We start from the raw sequence: 18,421 nt of genomic DNA, 5'->3' as shown, positions 1-18,421 counted from the left end.
GATGCTTGCTTTCGACTCTTCTGCAACACCGCCGACGACCGACATCGTGGCCAAGCCATCGCGTGGGCATGAGAGCTATATCGCCCTTGTCTGGCGCCGGCTGAGGCGCTCCTGGACCGGCATGGCCGGGCTCGTGCTCGTCGTGCTCCTGCTCCTCATGGCGATCTTTGCCGATTTCTTCTCGCCGATGGATCCGAAGGCGACCGATGTCGGCTTCGCGCCGCCACAGGTGATGAGCTTCCACGACAAGGACGGCAATTTCGTCTTCCAGCCGCGCGTCTATGCGCTGTCGGATTCCGAAGAGCTTGATCCGGTCACCTTCCAGCCAATTGTCGGCATCGACTACGACAATCCGCGGCTGCTCGGCTTCTTCGTCAAGGGCGCCGAATACCGGCTGTTCGGCCTGATCCCCGCCAACCGTCACTTCTTCGGCTCGACCGACGGAAAGCCGGTGCATTTTCTCGGCACCGACAAGTTCGGCCGCGACGTGCTGTCGCGCGCCATCATCGGCTCGCGCATCTCGCTGACGATTGCCCTAACGGTGGTCTTCATCGTCACCGTCATCGGCACCACCGTCGGAATGGTATCGGGCTATTTCGGCGGCACCTTCGACGTCTGGCTGCAGCGTTTCGTCGAGCTGGTGCTGGCCTTCCCGCAATTGCCGCTCTATCTGGCGCTGACCTCGCTGATCCCGGTGACGGCGCCGACCAATGTCTTCCTCGCCTTCGTCATCGTCGTCATGTCGGCGCTCGGCTGGGCGCAGATGTCGCGCGAGGTGCGCGGCAAGACACTGGCGCTCGCCCGCATCGATTATGTCCGGGCGGCCATGGCCGTCGGCGCCACCGACACACGCATCATCTTCCAGCACATCTTGCCGAACGTGATGAGCCACGTCATCGTCGCGGTGACGCTGCATATACCGAGTGTCGTGCTGCTGGAATCCTTCCTCGGTTTCCTCGGCTTTGCGGTTAAGCCGCCGCTGATCTCCTGGGGGCTGATGCTGCAGGATACGGCGACTTATTCGGTGATCGGCTCCTATCCCTGGATTCTCGCTCCCGTCGGCTTCGTGCTCGTCACCGTCTTCGCATTCAATGCGCTCGGCGACGGACTGCGCGACGCGGTCGATCCTTATTGAGGTGATTGATATGGCTCTTGCACTGGTCAATTCCTTCGCTCCGCCCGTCCGCCACGATCATGATGGCCGTTCGGACACGCCGATCATCGATGCCCGCAACGTGGCGGTGAACTTCAAGGTCGAAGACGGCATGGTCGAAGCCGTCAAGGACGTCTCCTTCCAGCTCTATCGCGGCGAGACGATCGCGATCGTCGGCGAATCCGGTTCGGGCAAATCGGTGACGGCGCGAACGGTGATGGGGCTGTTGTCGAAGCGTGCCGTCGTCTCCGAGAAATCGACGGTTGCCTATGACGGCAGCAATATTTTGAAATTCTCCGAGCGGGCGCGCCGCAAGCTGCGCGGCGATCGCATCTCGATGATCTTCCAGGAGCCGATGAGCTCGCTGAACCCGATCTATACGATCGGCAGCCAAATTGTCGAAGCGATCCGCGTGCATCGCCGGATCAGCAAGAGGGATGCGCAAAAGCGCGCGCTCGAACTGCTGGAACATGTGCAGATCCCCGATCCCGCCGCGCGGCTCATGCAATATCCGCATCAGCTTTCCGGCGGCCAGCGCCAGCGGGTGATGATAGCCATGGCGCTTGCCAACGATCCCGACGTTTTGATCGCCGACGAGCCGACGACGGCGCTTGACGTCACCGTGCAGGCGCAGATCCTCAACCTGATCCGCAACCTGCAGAAAGAGCTGGGGATGGCCGTCATCCTCATCACCCACGACCTGACGGTGGTGCGGCAGTTCTCGGATTACGTCTATGTGATGCAGTACGGCGAAGTGCGCGAGCACAACACCACCGAAGCGCTGTTTGCCAATCCGCAGGATGCCTATACCAAGCATCTGCTCGCCTCCGAGCCGCGCGGCCAGGCCAATCCGCTGCCGGAAGGGTCGGATGTCATCCTCGATGCCAAGGGCGTGCGGGTCTCCTTCATGATGCGTCACGGTACCTTTCTCAAGCCGGCGATGCGCGAGCTTGTCGCCGTCGACAGCCTCAATCTGACGCTGCGCCGTCACGAGACGCTCGGTCTGGTGGGCGAATCCGGCTCCGGCAAGACGACGTTCGGCCAGGCAATCCTCCGGCTGAACACGCCCGACAGCGGCGAGATCCGTTTCGACAATCAGCCGATCCACGGCCTGTCCAGGTCCGAGATGCGGCCATTGCGCGCCCGAATGCAGGTGGTGTTCCAGGATCCTTTCTCATCGCTCAATCCGCGGATGACGATCGGCCAGATCATCGAGGAAGGTCTCGTCGTCAACAGGCTGGGCGCGACCAAGGCCGAACGGCAGGATCGGGTGCGCGAAGCGCTGATTGCTGCCGGCATGCCGGGCAATATCCTGTCGCGTTTCCCGCACGAATTTTCCGGCGGCCAGCGCCAGCGCATCGCCATTGCCCGCGCCATCGCGCTGGAGCCGGAATTCATCCTGCTCGACGAGCCGACATCGGCGCTCGACCTTTCCGTCCAGGCGCAGATCATCGAACTGCTGCGCAAGCTGCAGGACGAGCGCGGCCTGAGCTACCTCTTCATCTCCCACGACCTCAAGGTCGTCAGGGCGCTGTGCCATCGCGTCATTGTCATGCAGCATGGCAAGATCGTCGAAGAGGGTCCCGTCGACGAAGTACTATCCCATCCCAAGACCGCCTACACCGAACGGCTCGTCAAGGCCGCTTTCGAGGTAGCATGATTATCGAATGCCGGAGGCTATAATGGCAGGAAATCCCAAAATCACTTTTATCGGAGCAGGCTCCACCGTCTTCATGAAGAACATCGTCGGCGACGTGCTGCAGCGGCCCGCGCTGTCAGGTGCGACGATCGCGCTGATGGATCTCAATCCGCAGCGGCTGGAGGAAAGCGCCGTCGTCGTCAACAAGCTGATCTCGACGCTCGGCGTGAAAGCGAAGGCCGAGACCTATTCCGACCAGCGCAAGGCGCTTGCAGGCGCCGATTTCGTCGTCGTCGCCTTCCAGATCGGCGGCTATGAGCCCTGCACGGTCACCGATTTCGAGGTGCCGAAGAAGTACGGGCTGCGCCAGACGATCGCCGACACGCTGGGCGTCGGTGGCATCATGCGCGGGCTTCGCACCGTGCCGCATCTCTGGAAGGTCTGCGAGGACATGCTCGCCGTCTGCCCCGAGGCGATCATGCTGCAATATGTCAACCCGATGGCGATCAACACCTGGGCGATATCGGAGAAATATCCGACCATCCGCCAGGTCGGCCTTTGCCATTCGGTGCAGGGCACGGCGATGGAACTGGCCCACGACCTCGACATCCCTTACGAGGAAATCCGTTACCGCGCGGCCGGCATCAACCACATGGCCTTCTATCTCAAATTCGAGCATCGCCAGCCGGACGGTTCCTACCGCGACCTCTATCCCGATCTCGTGCGCGGCTACCGCGAGGGCAGGGCGCCGAAGCCCGGCTGGAACCCGCGCTGCCCGAACAAGGTGCGTTACGAGATGCTGACGCGGCTTGGCTATTTCGTCACCGAAAGCTCGGAGCATTTCGCTGAATACACGCCCTATTTCATCAAGGAGGGCCGCGAAGACCTGATCGAGAAATTCGGCATTCCGCTCGACGAATATCCGAAACGCTGCATCGAGCAGATCGAGCGCTGGAAGGGCCAGGCGGAGGCCTATCGTTCGGCCGACAAGATTGAGGTCCAGCCGTCGAAGGAATATGCCTCCTCGATCATCAACTCGGTCTGGACCGGCGAACCCTCGGTGATCTACGGCAATGTCCGCAACAATGGCTGCATCACCTCGCTGCCTGCCAATTGCGCCGCCGAAGTGCCCTGCCTCGTCGACGCCTCCGGCATCCAGCCGACCTTCATCGGCGACCTGCCGCCGCAACTGACCGCGCTGATCCGCACCAATATCAACGTCCAGGAGCTAACGGTGCAGGCGCTGATGACGGAAAATCGCGAGCACATCTACCACGCCGCGATGATGGACCCGCATACGGCAGCCGAACTCGACCTCGACCAGATCTGGTCGCTGGTCGACGACCTGCTCGCCACCCACGGCGACTGGCTGCCCGAATGGGCACGCACGACCCGCAAAGTACAAGCCGCCTGATCCCCTCTCCCGGGTGAGGCGTCAAGAAGCCCCGCGGTCGCAACAACCGCGGGGCTTTTTGCGCGTGTGGGGTGGGGCGCTTTTTCGATTAAGTTGCCGGCAGGCCATCGGCTGTTGCGCAGGCGAGATGGCGATACGTCGGATTGGCGGAGTTCTTGCCGGGCGACTTGAATTAAACACAGTCCGACGCTATCTAACGGTCATCGGCGTTGCTGGTGAGTGCTCCACGCGAGCGTTCGCGACTGCCGAAGTCGCTTATCTGCTTTTGACCACGGATGTACTGGCACTGGTGTGAGAGCGATGTTGGAAAGGTCGGTGCGATTTCGCCCCGGCCTTTTTTATTTGCCCGTTAGCCAGGGCGGCAAGTGTCCCCTCAAACGACATCGGTGTCGTCTCCAACAAGATTGGCTGCGCCTTCAGGGCTCAAACTGGGTGGGTCAGTTAGACGGTTCGATCTGTTACGACTGGACCCCGAAGGGTTGGTCGTTGTGTTTCGATTAAAGGAAAAGCGATTGTCGGTATGAACGCCCGACAAAAAGGGTGCCCTCTGTCAGGCCCCTCGTTCGCTTGCCCGGTGAACGGTTCACTCGGCGCTTGCCGGAGAGGGTATTCTTCTGGGAGCTCCACCAGAGCGATGATCTCGAAGTCTGCGGGCATAGCGTGCTGATCGGTTCCCAGGAGCGCCAGCGTCCAATAGTCAGAATCCTCCCCGAAGACCGTGGAGACCCGAACGATCGTCGGTCGTCCGTCGAAATATTTCGAGGACTTCGCCCAGTAAAATGCATCCGGAACCAAACTCGCTGCAATCATGACGCCTACTCCCGTGACTTGTGGATGATAGCGGAAAACCTGGAAATGAGAATGCCTCAGCTTGTCCAGGTCGTCATCGGGTGGATAATGATCACCCGTCGATCTACCCGGCTTCCAATTCCTCTCACGACGACCTTCCAGCGCAGAAACGCGGCACTGCTCCGAAGCCGCCGTTCGTCGTCGGGCAGAACCTTCAAATGGGCGGCTCGACTTTGCTGCCATCCAGTCCGGCTAGTCCGCTCATTCAGGCGGTGTCTGGCGGTTCCGAGGCACTGACGGAGGTTCGAAGCGCGACTAGCGTCGTTGCGGTTGTAGCTTGGTGATGCGACGCAGCTCCTTTAGAAGCTCCCTGCTGATCGAGAGCCACACCTGAATAGAAATCCGATTCCACACTGCGCATCTACGGTAAGGGCCGCCGTTTGCCGCCGGCGCTGACGTCACACTGGCGCTGACCCGCGTGCATCCTCCTTGCCTCGGGCGCCGCTTATCAAGCGTCATCCCTGCGAATGGTCGATAGCTATGCTGCAGATGGATATATGCTCTGACGACGGCAGTCTGGCTGCCTCGGAACTTTTGATCTCGCCAGTCTGTTCGTACCGTTGAATGGAGGAGCTGACCATGTCCAAAAAGAATAATGCCCCATCACAGGGGGGCAATCTTAAAGAGCAGCCTGTCAATCGCCCTGACCGTAAGGAAGCGCCACCAGAGACTGACGATCACAAACCCCCGGCTCGAGATACGAGGGAGGCACCGGTGCCCAACCCAAACGGCGAGCCTGTCGACAAACCTTAGCAACTGCCGGACCCTCGTGAAGCAACTTTAGCGGGTTCGTTGTCTGGAACAACGACGATCCAACCGTCTCGCGATGCCATCACCGATATCGCACGTTATTGGCACGGCCGGCAGGTGAAGGGCAGGGCGTGTGCCGCCCAAGGAGAACAGCTTGCCGGGCAGTCGGTCCCCGGTTTCCTCCTTCCTGCGTTCGAAGTGCAGTCCTCGGTCATAAAGGGCGAGGAGGGACAATCGGAGCGCAAACTGAATGTTCCAGCCGTAGGCGAATAATCAGGATCCGCTCATCTTTCTCACCAGGTCGATAAGCGCATTCGTCTCATCGTTTGCAGACGCAGGATCTGAGGCCGAAGCTTGGCAGCTAATGCACAAGCGGTCCTTGAAAACGATAGCGTTCGATCTCACTTGATATACTGACTTCGATTTTGAACTGACAACTCCTTGCCAAAGGAGCTGCCGCCGGTGCTCAGCAAAGACGCCTGGTGACGTCAGGGAAACCAGCATGGCTATCATTGATGCGAAGCTGCCTTCGTACTGGCAGTCTGACCTCACGATCAATCAGTTGCCCCAGCCAATTTGGAACCGATCAAATCGAACCTCGCTCAACGGCTGGTTGGAGGGGCCTAACCTTACCGAACGAAGAACGAGACGAAGCTCGGGGGAATAGTATTGTTCAAAAATAATCGGAGGCAATCCCGTCAGTTCGAGACGGCTGTTGACGGCCCAAACTTTGTAGGAACAAGACGCGATAGCTTCTTCTCCCCAGCCGTCGAACCTAATAATAGTAGCGCCCGAAACGGATTTTTGGCCATTGATGAAAAGCTTAGTCTCGGATTGCCAGTTCTTCTTCTGTGGTAGATCGTCTAACGCAATCGCATTCGCGTATTTCAGCTCATGCGTCCCGCTGGCACTAACTCTCTTTTCGACGAGCAAGGGGTGCAAATATACAGCCGACACCGGCTGCAGTGAACGGTTACGCTCCATCAGCCGTTGTTCGGTGAGACCCGGACCGTCCGGCTTGTAGAACGCGGAAAAGAAAGGCACTTCTCTGGTAAGCAGCACGCCCTGTTTGGTTTCTTTAACGCTCAAGCAATTGCCAGAGGCGGGCCCCGCCAATGTTAGTCCAACCAACAGGGACGACAAACTTCTCAGCAAGATCGACATTCCAGATATTCCTCATCGAGACTGTGATGCTTTTGGCCTGACCCGATGTCACAACGACAGCATGAACACCCGATCTGCCAACGCGATGCAGCACCTGCGATCCGTGGGTGGTAAACGCGGTGAGGTCGCGTCGGAGCCGTGACCGAGTCACGTAATGGGCGGAACTAGTGGCGCAGGATCTCGCCGCCGGCATCCATGAACACCACGCGTTGCGCGACCTTGCGGGCAAAGCCCATTTCGTGGGTCATCATCGTCATGCCTTCCTCCGCGACAGCGACCGACATCGGATCGAACGCCGAGGTTGGTTCGTCGTAAACAGCCAGGCTGTGTTTCTAAAGCGGTAGAAACACTCTCGATGGGCTAGTAACCGCCTATTTCACCGCGAACTGGGCCTATCCCCTGCGGCTGTGCATAGGTTGTGTTGTCCGATCCGCTAGTTGCGCATCCTGAGAGTGTCATGAAGACGATTGCTGCTGCGGCCAAAATGTTCTTCAGAGGCACGGCGTTCTCCGATCATGGCAGGCTGCCCAGGCCTCAAGGGCCACGCCGAGGATTTTCCGTTAAATCACCTACAATGGCAAGCGCGTGATTAGCTGGCGGTAAGTAGCGATACGGCCTCTCCAGACCTCTCCCTGACTGGATATTCGCTCGGCGAGGCATCCTCCCCAGCACGCTGACATAGATGTGGGTGCTGCTGGTGAACGCCCTGACCCCAAGTCCTTAGGGGGCGTGGTAGGCCAGCGCAGAAAACCTGGTTCCTGCTGACTAGCAGGAACCAACCGCTTCAGAAATCTGCCCCCTCAAAATGTCAGCGATAGTCGATGCCGCAGGAGCAACGACCCGACGGGGATCGATGCATCCCCGACCAGCACGTCAGATGGTGGCCCTTAACCTCGGTCAGGCGAACCACGCACGAAACTGAGCGAAAAACCCGTCTGGTTTGGAGCCTGACATCTTCCGCAAACGGCGAGCGACGACTGCCGCGCTGACGCGTTCACCGAAATGGCAGAAGCACACAAGATCATGCAATTGCTCATCGCTGAGTTCGAAGAACCGCTTGGCTTCTCCATAGCTGTCATTTTCCATTCCTGCCGCCCGCAGCATGGGATCAGCGAATGCAACGGAGATCGGGGTGCCGTCATCCCTGAGAGCAAGCCGATCGGCAATCGGCTGATATTCGGTTTCGTGAAGGGTCTTGAGGAACGGTCTGGGGCTGCTTTCGAGACTTTCGGCCCATCGTTCAAGGCGCTCGCGCCTAGTCATTTCAAGGCGCTTGCAGGTCGGGCTGACCGTTGCGATGCTTTTCAACTGGTCTAATGCGTACTGTTCCATTTCGGCCTCCTATCTCCGGAAAAATAGATGGTCCGCCTCCCGATAACAGCGTCGCTCAGGTCGAAGCCGTTGTCCAATCACGATTGAAAACGGCGCTCGTTGACGTTTGCGTAATCACTTGAGGCGCCTTTGCTTGCGGGCGGGCTCTTTTCTCACAAACTTTCTCCGCCATCTCATACGAAGGCAATCAGACAGGGTTCGGTATGAGGCGACTTCGTCGCGCCGCAGTCGTGGCCGACGGCAATCTGGACCCGTTCGCTGAAGCAGAACTCATGGCATTGCGCGCGATCTATCAAATTCCCGAGCCGTAGAGCTCCTGGTCATCGTCGCCTTCCCAAGGGGAGGGCATCGAGGTACGATTGGCCGAGGGCATCGGCATCCAACACTTCAACTCCGGCTCGGCATATTCGATGATGTGCCCGGGCGACGAATCAGAGGCGCGCCAGCCTTCACCAGCGAACTGATCGCCATTCGACCAATAGGCGAGATCAACTTCTGCCGGCCCCTGTTCGGACGGGCGAATCGTGACGAGGATCCGGCTACCGTCTCTCGGTGCGCTTGCCATGTCGCGCCAGCGGTCTGTGTCGTCCATCGTTTTTCCTCCTGCCCTTGCTGCAGGTTGCAAGTGTCGCCTCGCCATCGGAAACGGTCAATTGAAACTTTGTGGAAACCCTCGTCTGTCGGATCCCAAGAACTTTTCCGACTAGCTCTGCTGTAAGACCTCGCCAGGGGGCCGTTCATTGGCACTACTTTTGCGGTCGGTCCGTTGTCGCCCTTGAAGCCGGACTCGACAACGCCGGAAGAGCCATGCAGAGCACCAGAAGATTTCCCTGGAGGCAGGCAATGCGATTCTCTCTCGACAAGGACTTTATTCTCTCGCTGGCGCGAATCCTGTTTGGCACGGGACTGGGCAAGGTCGGTGGCGCCGTTGCTGCAGTCGGAGCTTCGTCGGCGACAGGTATTCTGCCCTGGATCGTATATTCAGCCGCACACAAGTACCTCGGCTGGGACCTGCGTCCGAGCGATGCGCCACTTTGGTTCGGGGTGTTCCTCGTTGTCGCGGGGCTTGGCACAGCCGTCCTGGGGGCCCACTGGCAGCGACCGGGGCAACAGCCCTTTCAACGGACTATCCGGCCTCATGACATCTCGCTCTACAAGCGGTTTCGTACGCTTGTCACCGATAATGAGATAGCATTCCTCAAAGACTACGACTTCGGTAATTCGTTTGACATGCGCTACATCAAGGGTGTTCTGGAATTGGGCGAGCAATGGCAAGGGGCGCGATACGAATTCTCGATTGCGGAGTTTGAGGCCCGTTTCCAAGCGGTGAAGCAGAGTGCCCGACTATTCGCCGAGGCTGTGGCCACCCACGTGCATCACGTCACGGGTAATCCAAACTGGGGCACGACGAAGCCAGACAATTATGATGGCAACTACGGTCCGGCGCTTCGCGCCGCGAACAAGAAGCTGAACGATCGTGCGACCGAATTCCACCGCGAGGTGACCGAATTCGAAAGATTGGCTGGTCCAGAACTACTGCGGGACTAAAGTTTCCCGGCGCACGGCGCTTCCCGATACCTGGGTGAAAATCCATCGCGGCTTGCGAAGGACTGGTTGAGCGCTTTATTATTTGTTGACACCACGGTTGTAGAAACGTGAAATGGCGTCTGGATTCGTGCCGAGCGTTCCCACAATTTCAGCAGTATTGAAAGCATCCCGAATGTTCCTTGAAGGCCTGCCGTACGAAAAGCCGGAAACGGTTTCGGGCTTCGAAGACGGGAGATGGAGAAACGAATCTCGAAATACGCCTATCCTCGTATACGATTTCTTCTCGGGCTGCGGCGGAACAAGCGAGGGTCTTCGGAAAGCTGGCATGAAGCCCGTGATGGGCCTGGACATCGATCACGAGGCGATGGCCACGTATGCCCGCAACTTCAAAGGCGCCGAAGCGGTTCACCGGAACGTCTGCGATCTCGCGACCTCTGATCTCGAGCATCTCTTCGAGCGCGAACGAACGTCACCGGTTCTTTTTAGCGCCTGCGCTCCATGCCAGCCGTTCTCACGCCAGAACCGCCAGCGCAAGGAACAGGACAGCAGGATCTCGCTGCTCGCAGAACTTGGGCGGTTCGTGCGGCGCTTCCGGCCGGAGCTCATATTCATCGAAAACGTTCCTGGACTGCAGGCCTTCTCGGAAGCAGAGGATGGGCCACTGGCGAGGCTTTTCGAGCTTCTGGACGCCTGCGGCTATTCGCATACGTGCCAGACGGTTGAAGCCCAGGCCTATGGGGTACCGCAGAACCGCAGGCGGCTCGTTGTCGTGGCCAGCCTCTACGGGCTGTTCACATTTCCGGATCCGACACATGGGCCCGATGCAGGCATGGAGCCGCTGCTCACCGTCCGAAATGCGATCGGTCATCTGCCATCCATCGAGGCGGGCATGTCGGACATCAGCGTTGCCAATCACTATGCCTGTTCGCTGTCGGCAAAGAACCTCGAGCGAATTCGGGCGGTGTCGGAGGGCGGCGACCGCAGAAGTTGGTCGGATCATCTCAAGCTCGACTGCCATGTGGGCCTCAAGGGCTATACCGATGTCTACGGTCGGATGACCTGGGACAAGCCTTCGCCGTCGCTGACGACGAGATGCGTGAGCCTGTCGAACGGCAGGTTCGGACATCCAGAGCAGGATCGTGCGATCAGCATCCGTGAGGCCGCCTGCATTCAGTCTTTCCCCGACGAGTTCGAGTTTCTCGGCAGTATCAACGCAATGGCGCGCCAAATCGGCAATGCTGTTCCTCCGAGATTGGCGGAGGCAATCGGCCGGGCTCTGATCGCGCACGTCGATCATTACCGAGGGATGGCCTGATGGCAAAGTTTGGCATCGGAGCACGGGCGGTCGATCTTCTAGGACGACAGCAGGTCGCTGGAACTCCGACGGCGATCTCGGAATTGTTCAAGAATGCCCACGACGCATACGCGAAGGCGATGGTCGTGGACTTCTATCGCGTTAGAAACCTTCTTATCCTTCGAGATGACGGCGTAGGGATGTCCCGCAAGGACTTCGAGACGCGGTGGCTAACGGCCGCAACGGACAGCAAGCGGGCCGGCGGATACCTGCCGCCGCCTGAGACAGATCCTGACCAGGAGCCGCGTCCGGTCATGGGCGAGAAGGGGATCGGCCGCCTGGCGATTGCGGTCCTCGGCAAGCAGGTTCTTGTGCTCACCCGCAAGAAGACGGTGGGCAACTCAGCACCGCTCATAGCTGCATTGCTCCATTGGGACATCTTCAGCCTTCCAAACGTCCAACTTGGAGAGCTTGATATCCCACTGAGAGAACTCGCCGGAGGAACTCTCCCGGATCACTCTGTCATCGCCGATATGGTGGAGGAGGCCGCAGGCAATCTCGAAGCCCTGCGACCGCAGACGAATGTCACGCTAATCGACAGCATCCTGGGCGACCTTCGCGCTTTTAATGTCGATCCGGCGGCGCTTGCGGACGCGATCATGGCCGGTCCCGACCTGCGCGGTGATGGCTATGGCACGCATTTCTATATCTCGCCCACCGCCGAAACGCTTGCGCTCGATGTGGACGAGGCGGGCGACGAGGACAAGGCGACGCCGATGCAAAAGGCGCTGCTGGGCTTCTCGAATACGATGGTGCCGGGCCACACCATTCCGCCGATGACGACTGCCTTCCGCGATCATAAAGGCGGAGGGATCTGGGACGACATCATTGGTTCGAACAACTTCTTCTCGCCCGAGGATTTCGAGAAATCAGATCATCAGGTGTCGGGTTCGTTCGACGAGTTCGGTCAGTTCTCGGGTACCATCGAGGTGTTTGGCAGCGAGAAGCGACCCTTCAGCATCCACTGGCCGAACAGCCGTGGACAGCAGACCCGTTGTGGGCCATTCCGTCTCTCGTTTGCCTACGTCCAGGGCAAGGCAAATGAAAGCAGGTTGCCACGCGCGGACTGGGTCGAAATGATCGAGAAGCTCAACAAGATTGGCGGCCTCTATCTCTACCGGGACAACATCCGGATCCTGCCTTACGGCGACTCCGATTACGACTTCCTAGATATCGAACGTCGGAGGACGAAGAGCGCTGGCTACTACTTCTTTTCATATCGACGCATGTTTGGAGTGATCGAGACCACCAGACAAGAGAATTCTCAGCTTGTAGAGAAAGCGGGGCGCGAGGGTTTCCAGGCAAATGCGGCCTATAAGGAGTTCCGCGACCGCCGTCGACGACGGTGATGATTTTGAAGAGCCGGGCGAGCTTGCTGCTGCCGAGGCTCCCGCACCGGTAGCGGCTGCCCCGGCGCCGAAAGAAGATCTCGACGCCGGCGCGATCACAAAAGGGTTCGCCGACAAGGGACTAATCTGCAGCGTTCTCAAGCCCGGCGACATTGGCACAATCACGACCGATGTGCTCAGGCTTGCCCCGAGAAGCGACATGATTGTCCTTGACTGGCAGATTGGCGACAATGGCGAAATCGCCATAAATATCATTGACAAAGTGTTGGAGATCGACAAGCGATCCGGGGGTCGACTTAGGCTTTTCGCGATCTATACGGGAGTGAGGGATCTCAAGACCGTAGCCGATCGGATCGAACATGATATTGTGTCCCTTGCAAAGGGACAGAATCCTTTCGAGTTTACCAACGAGACTGACACCGCGAAATTGGTCATCCTAGGGAAAGGCGTTGGAGCCGACCATGAGGCGGGGCAGGGAGGCCGCTGTGTCGAGGAAGGTGATCTTGCCGAACGGCTCATATCGGAGTTTGCAAAGTTCTCTGGCGGCATTCTTCGGAATGCCACGCTTGCGTCAATGGGACATCTCCGGAGCAACACGCATCGGCTGCTGGCCCGCCTGAACAGCTCTCTGGATGCACCACTCGTCACTCATTTCGCACTTGTGGGATCATCGCAGGATGCGCAGCAATATGTTGCCGACCTTATCCTACAAGAAATCGAAGCTCAGTTACCTCTCGACGAGATCGTAGCTCGTTTCGCGGGTCCAGCTAGCGTGAGGGCTCGGATAGCCCAGACCTACATTGACGGAAAGACGGCAAAGATTGTTCTGGATGAGGAGAACGCCGTCGTTCACGACATTCCCGAAGCGACCGCGCGGGGTCTGATAGAAGAACCAGTCGCTGCCCTGAAGCCACACCTCAAAGCATTTGCCGTTGCTCTCGAGAAGAAGCAGAGCGAGATTACAAACCAATTCACCCTAGAATCCATAGCGAAGAAGCTGTATTCCGTCCTTGGCGACGACATGGCTGACGGTATCAAGCAGCACGAGCAGTTCGCTATCGCGTCTGGAGTTCGCCTGGCGAACGGCGCTTCCGATTTCAGGTATCGGCAACTCCCGACGGTAAGGCTCGGAACCGTCATTCACGACGGGGACCACTATTTTCTCTGCCTTACGCCCGTATGTGACAGCGTCCGGTTGAAGGGCGGCAAGGCCAAATTCTTATTTGGCAGGCTGGACGAAGATCCAGACAAGTTCAACTTCATCGTCGACGACGAGGGCAACCGCAAGCGTCTTCTGATTGATCGCAAGGACCTGTTCCTGAAGACATTTGAATTAAGACCCGGGATTGACGAGGTCGTGCGCGTGGAAAGGAAGAGAGTCTTCATCGACTACGCAATTCCGCTGGCCCAAGGTGGAGAATATGTCCGTTGGGTGGCCGAGATGAAACCGATGCAGGCTCAGCGCGTTGTGGGATCCATAACCTCAAACCTGTCGCGCATTGGACTCGACGAGTTTGAATGGCTACGGCAACTCGCTGAAAACTGGTCGGGATGACGAGTTCTCCAACTAATTCATCTATCTGACTGTCCCGTGGCGGCACTCAGTATGATTGTTCGCTCCAAAGCGACGGTAGGATTTTCGTGGCAGATATCGTCGATCCAGAGACGCGATCACGAATGATGGCAAGCGTAAGGAGCAAGGACACAAAGCCCGAGGTTGAGCTTCGCCGTGCCCTGCATGCCCGTGGTTTCCGATACCGGCTCCATAGCAGAGTCATCAAAGGAATGCCGGACCTCGTCCTCCCGAAGTTCAGAGCGGTGATCCTGGTGCACGGCTGTTTCTGGCATCGTCATTTCGCCTGCCGCTATGCGACCATGCCTGCTACACGAACCGACTTCTGGCACGCCAAGTTCAATGCCAATGTTGCGCGAGATGCGGCCGTCAGAACAACGTTGCTCGATGCCGATTGGCGCATCGCAACGATCTGGGCATGCGCGCTGCGGAAACCGCATCAGGTCGCAGCAACGGCTGACTTACTGGGCAAATGGCTGAGGTCGAGTTCGAGCGACCTCGAAATCGGCGAGGGTAATACATCCGGTTCGGAATTCCAGGTGAACACTTCGCCATGATCCGCAATGGCCACGTGTTCTCTTCGTCCACCCACGAACCCCCCCGGCGTTCCCGCATCACTTACGTCGCCGCACCAAAATCCGCCGCCAGCACCGCATCCTTGAGCGCCCGCGAATATGGATGCTGCGGATCATCCAACACCGCCCGTGCCTGTCCTCGCTCGACGATTTCGCCTTTGCGCATGATGATGATGTTGTCGCTGATGTAATAGGCGGTGGCGAGGTCGTGGGTGATGTAGACGATCGAAAGACCGAGCTCGTTTTTCAGGCGGCCAAAGAGATTGACGATCGCCATGCGCAGCGATGCGTCGACCATGGAGACCGGTTCGTCGGCCACCAGCAGGCGGGGTTGCGGGATCAGCGCGCGGGCGATGGCGACGCGTTGAAGCTGGCCCCCCGACAATTCGTGGGGAAACCGGCCTTTTACTTCTTCAAGGGTCAGGCCGACATGGACGAGGGCTGCATCCGCCATCTTCTCCGCCTGCTGCCGGTCCGGCCGTTTTCCCGAGAACGAAAAATTGCGGGCCGTCTCGAAGAGATAACGATCGACACGTTTCAGCGGATTGAAAGCTTCGAAGGGGTTTTGAAGAACCGGCTGAACCTCTTTCATGAAAGCCGTGCGTTCGGATCGGCTATGGATGGCGACGGTCCTGCCGCTGAATTGAAGCTCGCCTTCCGTTGGTTCGGTCTGACCGAGGATCATCGCCGCGATCGTCGATTTTCCCGAGCCGGATTCGCCGACGATCGAGAGGATCTCCGGCTCCGCTCCCAGTTCGAAGCTGACGTCCTTGACCGCCGTGATCAGCCGCCGGCCGAGCATGCCGCCCTGGCGGTAGACTTTGGTGACATGCGAGAGACTAAGAAGAGCGCTCAAACCTGATCTCCCGTAACGGCAAAACACGCCACCCGCCGCCCCGGCTCGACGGTGACGAGCGGCGGAACCTTCTGCGAGCAGATGTCCATGCGCTTTGGACAGCGCGGGTGAAACCGGCAGCCTTCCGGCGGCATGGCGAGGTTCGGCGGGCGCCCCTCCAGCGAAGGGCGGGCCGTTGCATCGCCGATGCGCGGCAGGCTGCCGACGAGGTGCTGCGTATAGGGGTGGAGCGGTTTGCTGAAGAGCTTGGGGGTCGGCGCTTCCTCGACAAGACGACCGGCATAGACGATGCCGATGCGGTCGGAGACCGTCGCGTGAACCCCCATGTCATGAGTGACGAACAGGAAGGACGAGCCCATCTCGCGCTGGATTTCGCGGATCATCGACAGCACGTCGCGCTGAACGATGACGTCGAGCGCGGTTGTCGGTTCGTCGGCAATGATGAACTCGGGCGTCAGGATGGTGGCCAGCGCAATGGTCATGCGCTGGCGCATGCCGCCTGAGAGTTCGTGGGGATAGGCATCGAGCAGGTGCGGGTCCAGCTTCAGCCGCTGCAGATGGGTGGCGACCCTTTCGAGAAACTCGTTCTTGCCGACCTTCATGTGGCGAAAAGCGAAATCGGTGAAGGAATGCCGGATCCGGCGCACCGGATTGAGCACATTCATCGAGCCCTGCATGATATAGGAGAGATGCTTCCAGCGCAGCGCCAGGCGATCCTCCGGCTTCATCGCGTAGATATCCTGGGTGCCGCCGTCGAAATGGAATGTCACCTTTCCCGACACGACCCGCAGCGGCGGCCGGATCGCGCCGGCGATGGTCTTGATCAGGGTGGTCTTGCCGCTGCTCGATTCACCGGCAACGCCATAGACCTCGCCGCGGGCGATGGTCAGGCTGATATCGTCGACGGCGCGCACCTCGCGATCGACGCCGAAGAGGAAGGCACGGTAATAGGCTTTCAGGTTCTCAATTTCGACCAAAGGATCCATTCTAACTTCCCATCCGGTTCAGCCGGCTGCGCGGATCATTGTATTCATTCATCGACATGGACAGCAGGAAGAGCGCCAGGAAGAGGACGACGATGACGGCGACGGGGGCGGCCACCCACCACCATATGCCTGATATCAGCGCCGAATGCGCATTGGCCCAATAGATCATCATGCCCATGGTCGGCGTCTCGATATCGGTGAAGCCGAGCACCGACAGGGTGATCTCCATTCCGATCGACCAGATCATGTTGTTCATCGTAGTGGCAAAGACGATCGGCAGAACATAGGGCAGGTGCTCCTCGATGAGGATCTTGCGCATGCTCATGCCGGAGTAGACGCTCTGGGTGGTGAAGGATCTGGTCTTCAGGCTGATTGCCACCGACCGGATGAGGCGTGCGTCATAGGACCAGCCGAGCGAGGCCATGATGAGGATCAGCGCCGTCCAGGTCATGCTGTCCTTCAGCACGAAATAGAAGAGGATCAGGAGCGGAAATTGCGGGATGACCATGACGCTGTCGTTGATGGCCATCAGCACCCGGTCGACGGCGCCGCCGGCATAACCGGCGACGAGGCCGACGGCCAGCGAGATGATGCGTGAAATGACGGCGACGCCGATGCCGAAAAACAGGGTGTTTCTGAGTGCGGTCGTCAACTGCCAGAAAACGTCCTGGCCGCGCGACGTCGTGCCGAGCCAATACTCGCCATCGGGCGGCATATCGGGCGGCAGAAGGTAGATGTCGGTCGCGCTGTAAGGCGAGAAATAGGACACCACTATCAATCCAACGATCACGGCAAAGAGCAGCAGGCCGCTGAGGAATTCCATATTCTGGCGCGCGAGGTCGCGGACAATCGTAAACATGCTCTATTCCACCTTGATGCGCGGATCGATCAGCGGGCTCAGAATGTCGATGATGAACACCGCGGCGGCAACGCCGACGATCGACAATGCGCTGAGGCCGAGCACCAGGCTGTAATCGCCGGCATGGACCGCTTCGATCAGCAGGTTGCCGATGCCCGGATAGCCGAAGACGATTTCGGTGATGACCGTGCCGTTGAAGATCGCGCCGAGCGACATGGCAAGCCCGGTGAACTGCGGCACCATGGCGTTGCGGGCGATATAGGAACGCAGGATCTTTCGCTTCGGAACGCCGCCGAGCTCGGCGAAGACGACGTAATCCTCGGTGATGATGTTGGAAACGAGCGCGCGCATGCCGATCAGCCAGCTGCCGGCGCCGACCAGGATCAGCGACAAGGCCGGCAGGATGGAGTGCTTCAGAATATCGAAGACGAGGGCAAAGGAGAGGTCCAGATTGGCGTTCATCTCGTAGCCGCCATTGATCGGCAGCACCGGCCAGAGATAGCCGAACACAATCAGGAGCACGAAGGCCAGAATGTAATAGGGAATGGGAAGCAGGGCGATGAAGACGAGGCTGACGGCCTTCAGCACCATGTCCTTCCGATAATAGCCGGCGAGTGCGCCGAGCGCATTGCCGAGCACGAAGGTGATGAGGGTCGACACCGTCATCAGCCCGATAGTCCAGGGCAGGGACCGTAGGATGATGGTGGAAACGGGCGTGGGAAAGGCCGATAGCGAGGGACCGAGATCACCGGTCGCAAGCCGCAGCCAGAAATTCAGATATTGCTGCCAGATCGAGCCCTCCATGCCGTAAAGCTCGCGAAGCGACTGACGCATCAGCTCGATCGCGTTGGGATCGGACTGCCCCATCTGGGTGATGGCGCCTATGCTTTCTTCGACCGGATCGATCGGGGTCAGGTGGGTGACGAAGAATGTGATGGTCACGCCAAGAAATACAACGAGCAGAAACTGACCGAACCGCTTCAGCACAAAGATCAGATAGGACGTCATAGGGCAGTGGTT

The 18,421-nt window shown here is 58.9% G+C and carries 15 protein-coding genes and 2 pseudogenes; 8 read left to right on the top strand and 9 right to left on the bottom strand.

Going from position 1 to position 18,421, the window contains the following annotated elements; translation table 11 throughout:
* Window position 1: 1 nt before the first annotated feature.
* From RWJ89_RS06585 to RWJ89_RS06575, 3 genes are read left to right on the top strand one after another with little or no spacing between them, the layout of a single operon-like run.
* Window positions 2-1,135 (top strand): ABC transporter permease, encoded by a 1,134-nt coding sequence (locus tag RWJ89_RS06585; RefSeq protein ID WP_316030736.1) that lies wholly within the window; start codon window positions 2-4, stop codon window positions 1,133-1,135.
* 10 nt (window positions 1,136-1,145) lie between these two features.
* Window positions 1,146-2,813 (top strand): ABC transporter ATP-binding protein, encoded by a 1,668-nt coding sequence (locus RWJ89_RS06580; RefSeq protein ID WP_316030735.1) that lies wholly within the window; start codon window positions 1,146-1,148, stop codon window positions 2,811-2,813.
* Between the two features lie 22 nt (window positions 2,814-2,835).
* Window positions 2,836-4,206: an alpha-glucosidase/alpha-galactosidase gene (locus RWJ89_RS06575; protein WP_316030734.1), complete on the top strand. Its 1,371-nt coding sequence runs from the start codon at window positions 2,836-2,838 to the stop codon at window positions 4,204-4,206.
* Between the two features lie 591 nt (window positions 4,207-4,797).
* Here the strand turns inward: RWJ89_RS06575 and RWJ89_RS06570 are convergent.
* From RWJ89_RS06570 to RWJ89_RS06550, 5 genes and pseudogenes are all read right to left on the bottom strand, one after another.
* Window positions 4,798-5,016: pseudogene (locus RWJ89_RS06570) on the bottom strand (hypothetical protein); the annotation flags it as partial.
* A gap of 1,347 nt (window positions 5,017-6,363) precedes the next feature.
* Window positions 6,364-6,969, bottom strand: coding sequence for a hypothetical protein (locus RWJ89_RS06565; RefSeq protein ID WP_316030733.1), 606 nt, complete (start codon window positions 6,967-6,969; stop codon window positions 6,364-6,366).
* 185 nt (window positions 6,970-7,154) lie between these two features.
* Window positions 7,155-7,292: pseudogene (locus RWJ89_RS33220) on the bottom strand (polar amino acid ABC transporter ATP-binding protein); the annotation flags it as partial.
* A 574-nt stretch (window positions 7,293-7,866) separates the two neighbouring features.
* Window positions 7,867-8,301: a hypothetical protein gene (locus RWJ89_RS06555; RefSeq protein ID WP_168278903.1), complete on the bottom strand. Its 435-nt coding sequence runs from the start codon at window positions 8,299-8,301 to the stop codon at window positions 7,867-7,869.
* A gap of 292 nt (window positions 8,302-8,593) precedes the next feature.
* The gene (locus tag RWJ89_RS06550; protein WP_025397805.1) at window positions 8,594-8,893 is read right to left on the bottom strand and encodes a hypothetical protein; all 300 of its coding nucleotides are present in this window, start codon (window positions 8,891-8,893) and stop codon (window positions 8,594-8,596) included.
* A 251-nt stretch (window positions 8,894-9,144) separates the two neighbouring features.
* Here RWJ89_RS06550 and RWJ89_RS06545 point away from each other — a divergent pair, with 251 nt between their 5' ends.
* The 5 genes from RWJ89_RS06545 to RWJ89_RS06525 all read left to right on the top strand — a co-directional run bounded on the left by RWJ89_RS06545 (window position 9,145) and on the right by RWJ89_RS06525 (window position 14,682).
* A complete protein-coding gene (locus tag RWJ89_RS06545) occupies window positions 9,145-9,849 on the top strand; it encodes a hypothetical protein (RefSeq protein WP_316030732.1) in 705 nt (234 codons plus the stop codon).
* A 112-nt stretch (window positions 9,850-9,961) separates the two neighbouring features.
* On the top strand, window positions 9,962-11,164 hold the full coding sequence (locus RWJ89_RS06540; protein ID WP_316030731.1) for a DNA cytosine methyltransferase: 1,203 nt from the start codon (window positions 9,962-9,964) through the stop codon (window positions 11,162-11,164).
* A complete protein-coding gene (locus RWJ89_RS06535; RefSeq protein WP_316030730.1) occupies window positions 11,164-12,552 on the top strand; it encodes an ATP-binding protein in 1,389 nt (462 codons plus the stop codon). The genes RWJ89_RS06540 and RWJ89_RS06535 overlap by 1 nt, the downstream gene beginning before the upstream one ends.
* Window positions 12,509-14,107 (top strand): response regulator receiver domain, encoded by a 1,599-nt coding sequence (locus RWJ89_RS06530; RefSeq protein ID WP_316030729.1) that lies wholly within the window; start codon window positions 12,509-12,511, stop codon window positions 14,105-14,107. Before RWJ89_RS06535 ends, RWJ89_RS06530 begins: the two co-directional genes overlap by 44 nt.
* An 86-nt stretch (window positions 14,108-14,193) precedes the next feature.
* On the top strand, window positions 14,194-14,682 hold the full coding sequence (locus tag RWJ89_RS06525; protein WP_316030728.1) for a very short patch repair endonuclease: 489 nt from the start codon (window positions 14,194-14,196) through the stop codon (window positions 14,680-14,682).
* Window positions 14,683-14,743: 61 nt separating this feature from the next.
* On the opposite strand, the gene RWJ89_RS06520 is transcribed toward RWJ89_RS06525, so the two are convergent.
* From RWJ89_RS06520 to RWJ89_RS06505, 4 genes are read right to left on the bottom strand one after another with little or no spacing between them, the layout of a single operon-like run.
* Window positions 14,744-15,556, bottom strand: a complete 813-nt coding sequence (locus RWJ89_RS06520) for an ABC transporter ATP-binding protein (RefSeq protein ID WP_316030727.1) — start codon at window positions 15,554-15,556, stop codon at window positions 14,744-14,746.
* Window positions 15,553-16,542, bottom strand: a complete 990-nt coding sequence (locus RWJ89_RS06515; protein WP_316030726.1) for an ABC transporter ATP-binding protein — start codon at window positions 16,540-16,542, stop codon at window positions 15,553-15,555. Before RWJ89_RS06515 ends, RWJ89_RS06520 begins: the two co-directional genes overlap by 4 nt.
* Window position 16,543: 1 nt before the next feature.
* Window positions 16,544-17,401: an ABC transporter permease gene (locus tag RWJ89_RS06510; protein ID WP_316030725.1), complete on the bottom strand. Its 858-nt coding sequence runs from the start codon at window positions 17,399-17,401 to the stop codon at window positions 16,544-16,546.
* A gap of 3 nt (window positions 17,402-17,404) precedes the next feature.
* Complete coding sequence (locus RWJ89_RS06505) at window positions 17,405-18,409, bottom strand: ABC transporter permease (RefSeq protein ID WP_025397817.1); 1,005 nt, start codon at window positions 18,407-18,409, stop codon at window positions 17,405-17,407.
* Window positions 18,410-18,421: the final 12 nt, after the last annotated feature.

Origin of the sequence: Rhizobium sp. 10PS4 (assembly GCF_032464805.1) — a bacterium.
Taxonomy (GTDB): domain Bacteria; phylum Pseudomonadota; class Alphaproteobacteria; order Rhizobiales; family Rhizobiaceae; genus Rhizobium; species Rhizobium laguerreae.
The sequence above is the reverse complement of the archived record's forward strand: the minus strand, read 5'-3'. Positions and strand labels throughout refer to the sequence as shown.

Bases quoted from the DNA above. Each gene is read 5' to 3' on its own strand.
- RWJ89_RS06545 (WP_316030732.1), top strand. From the start codon at position 9,145: ATGCGATTCTCTCTCGACAAGGACTTTATTCTCTCGCTGGCGCGAATC.
- RWJ89_RS06530 (WP_316030729.1), top strand. From the start codon at position 12,509: ATGCGGCCTATAAGGAGTTCCGCGACCGCCGTCGACGACGGTGATGAT.
- RWJ89_RS06515 (WP_316030726.1), bottom strand. From the start codon at position 16,542: ATGGATCCTTTGGTCGAAATTGAGAACCTGAAAGCCTATTACCGTGCC.
- RWJ89_RS06510 (WP_316030725.1), bottom strand. From the start codon at position 17,401: ATGTTTACGATTGTCCGCGACCTCGCGCGCCAGAATATGGAATTCCTC.
- RWJ89_RS06550 (WP_025397805.1), bottom strand. From the start codon at position 8,893: ATGGACGACACAGACCGCTGGCGCGACATGGCAAGCGCACCGAGAGAC.
- RWJ89_RS06555 (WP_168278903.1), bottom strand. From the start codon at position 8,301: ATGGAACAGTACGCATTAGACCAGTTGAAAAGCATCGCAACGGTCAGC.
- RWJ89_RS06535 (WP_316030730.1), top strand. From the start codon at position 11,164: ATGGCAAAGTTTGGCATCGGAGCACGGGCGGTCGATCTTCTAGGACGA.
- RWJ89_RS06580 (WP_316030735.1), top strand. From the start codon at position 1,146: ATGGCTCTTGCACTGGTCAATTCCTTCGCTCCGCCCGTCCGCCACGAT.
- RWJ89_RS06505 (WP_025397817.1), bottom strand. From the start codon at position 18,409: ATGACGTCCTATCTGATCTTTGTGCTGAAGCGGTTCGGTCAGTTTCTG.
- RWJ89_RS06575 (WP_316030734.1), top strand. From the start codon at position 2,836: ATGGCAGGAAATCCCAAAATCACTTTTATCGGAGCAGGCTCCACCGTC.
- RWJ89_RS06585 (WP_316030736.1), top strand. From the start codon at position 2: ATGCTTGCTTTCGACTCTTCTGCAACACCGCCGACGACCGACATCGTG.
- RWJ89_RS06540 (WP_316030731.1), top strand. From the start codon at position 9,962: ATGGCGTCTGGATTCGTGCCGAGCGTTCCCACAATTTCAGCAGTATTG.
- RWJ89_RS06565 (WP_316030733.1), bottom strand. From the start codon at position 6,969: ATGTCGATCTTGCTGAGAAGTTTGTCGTCCCTGTTGGTTGGACTAACA.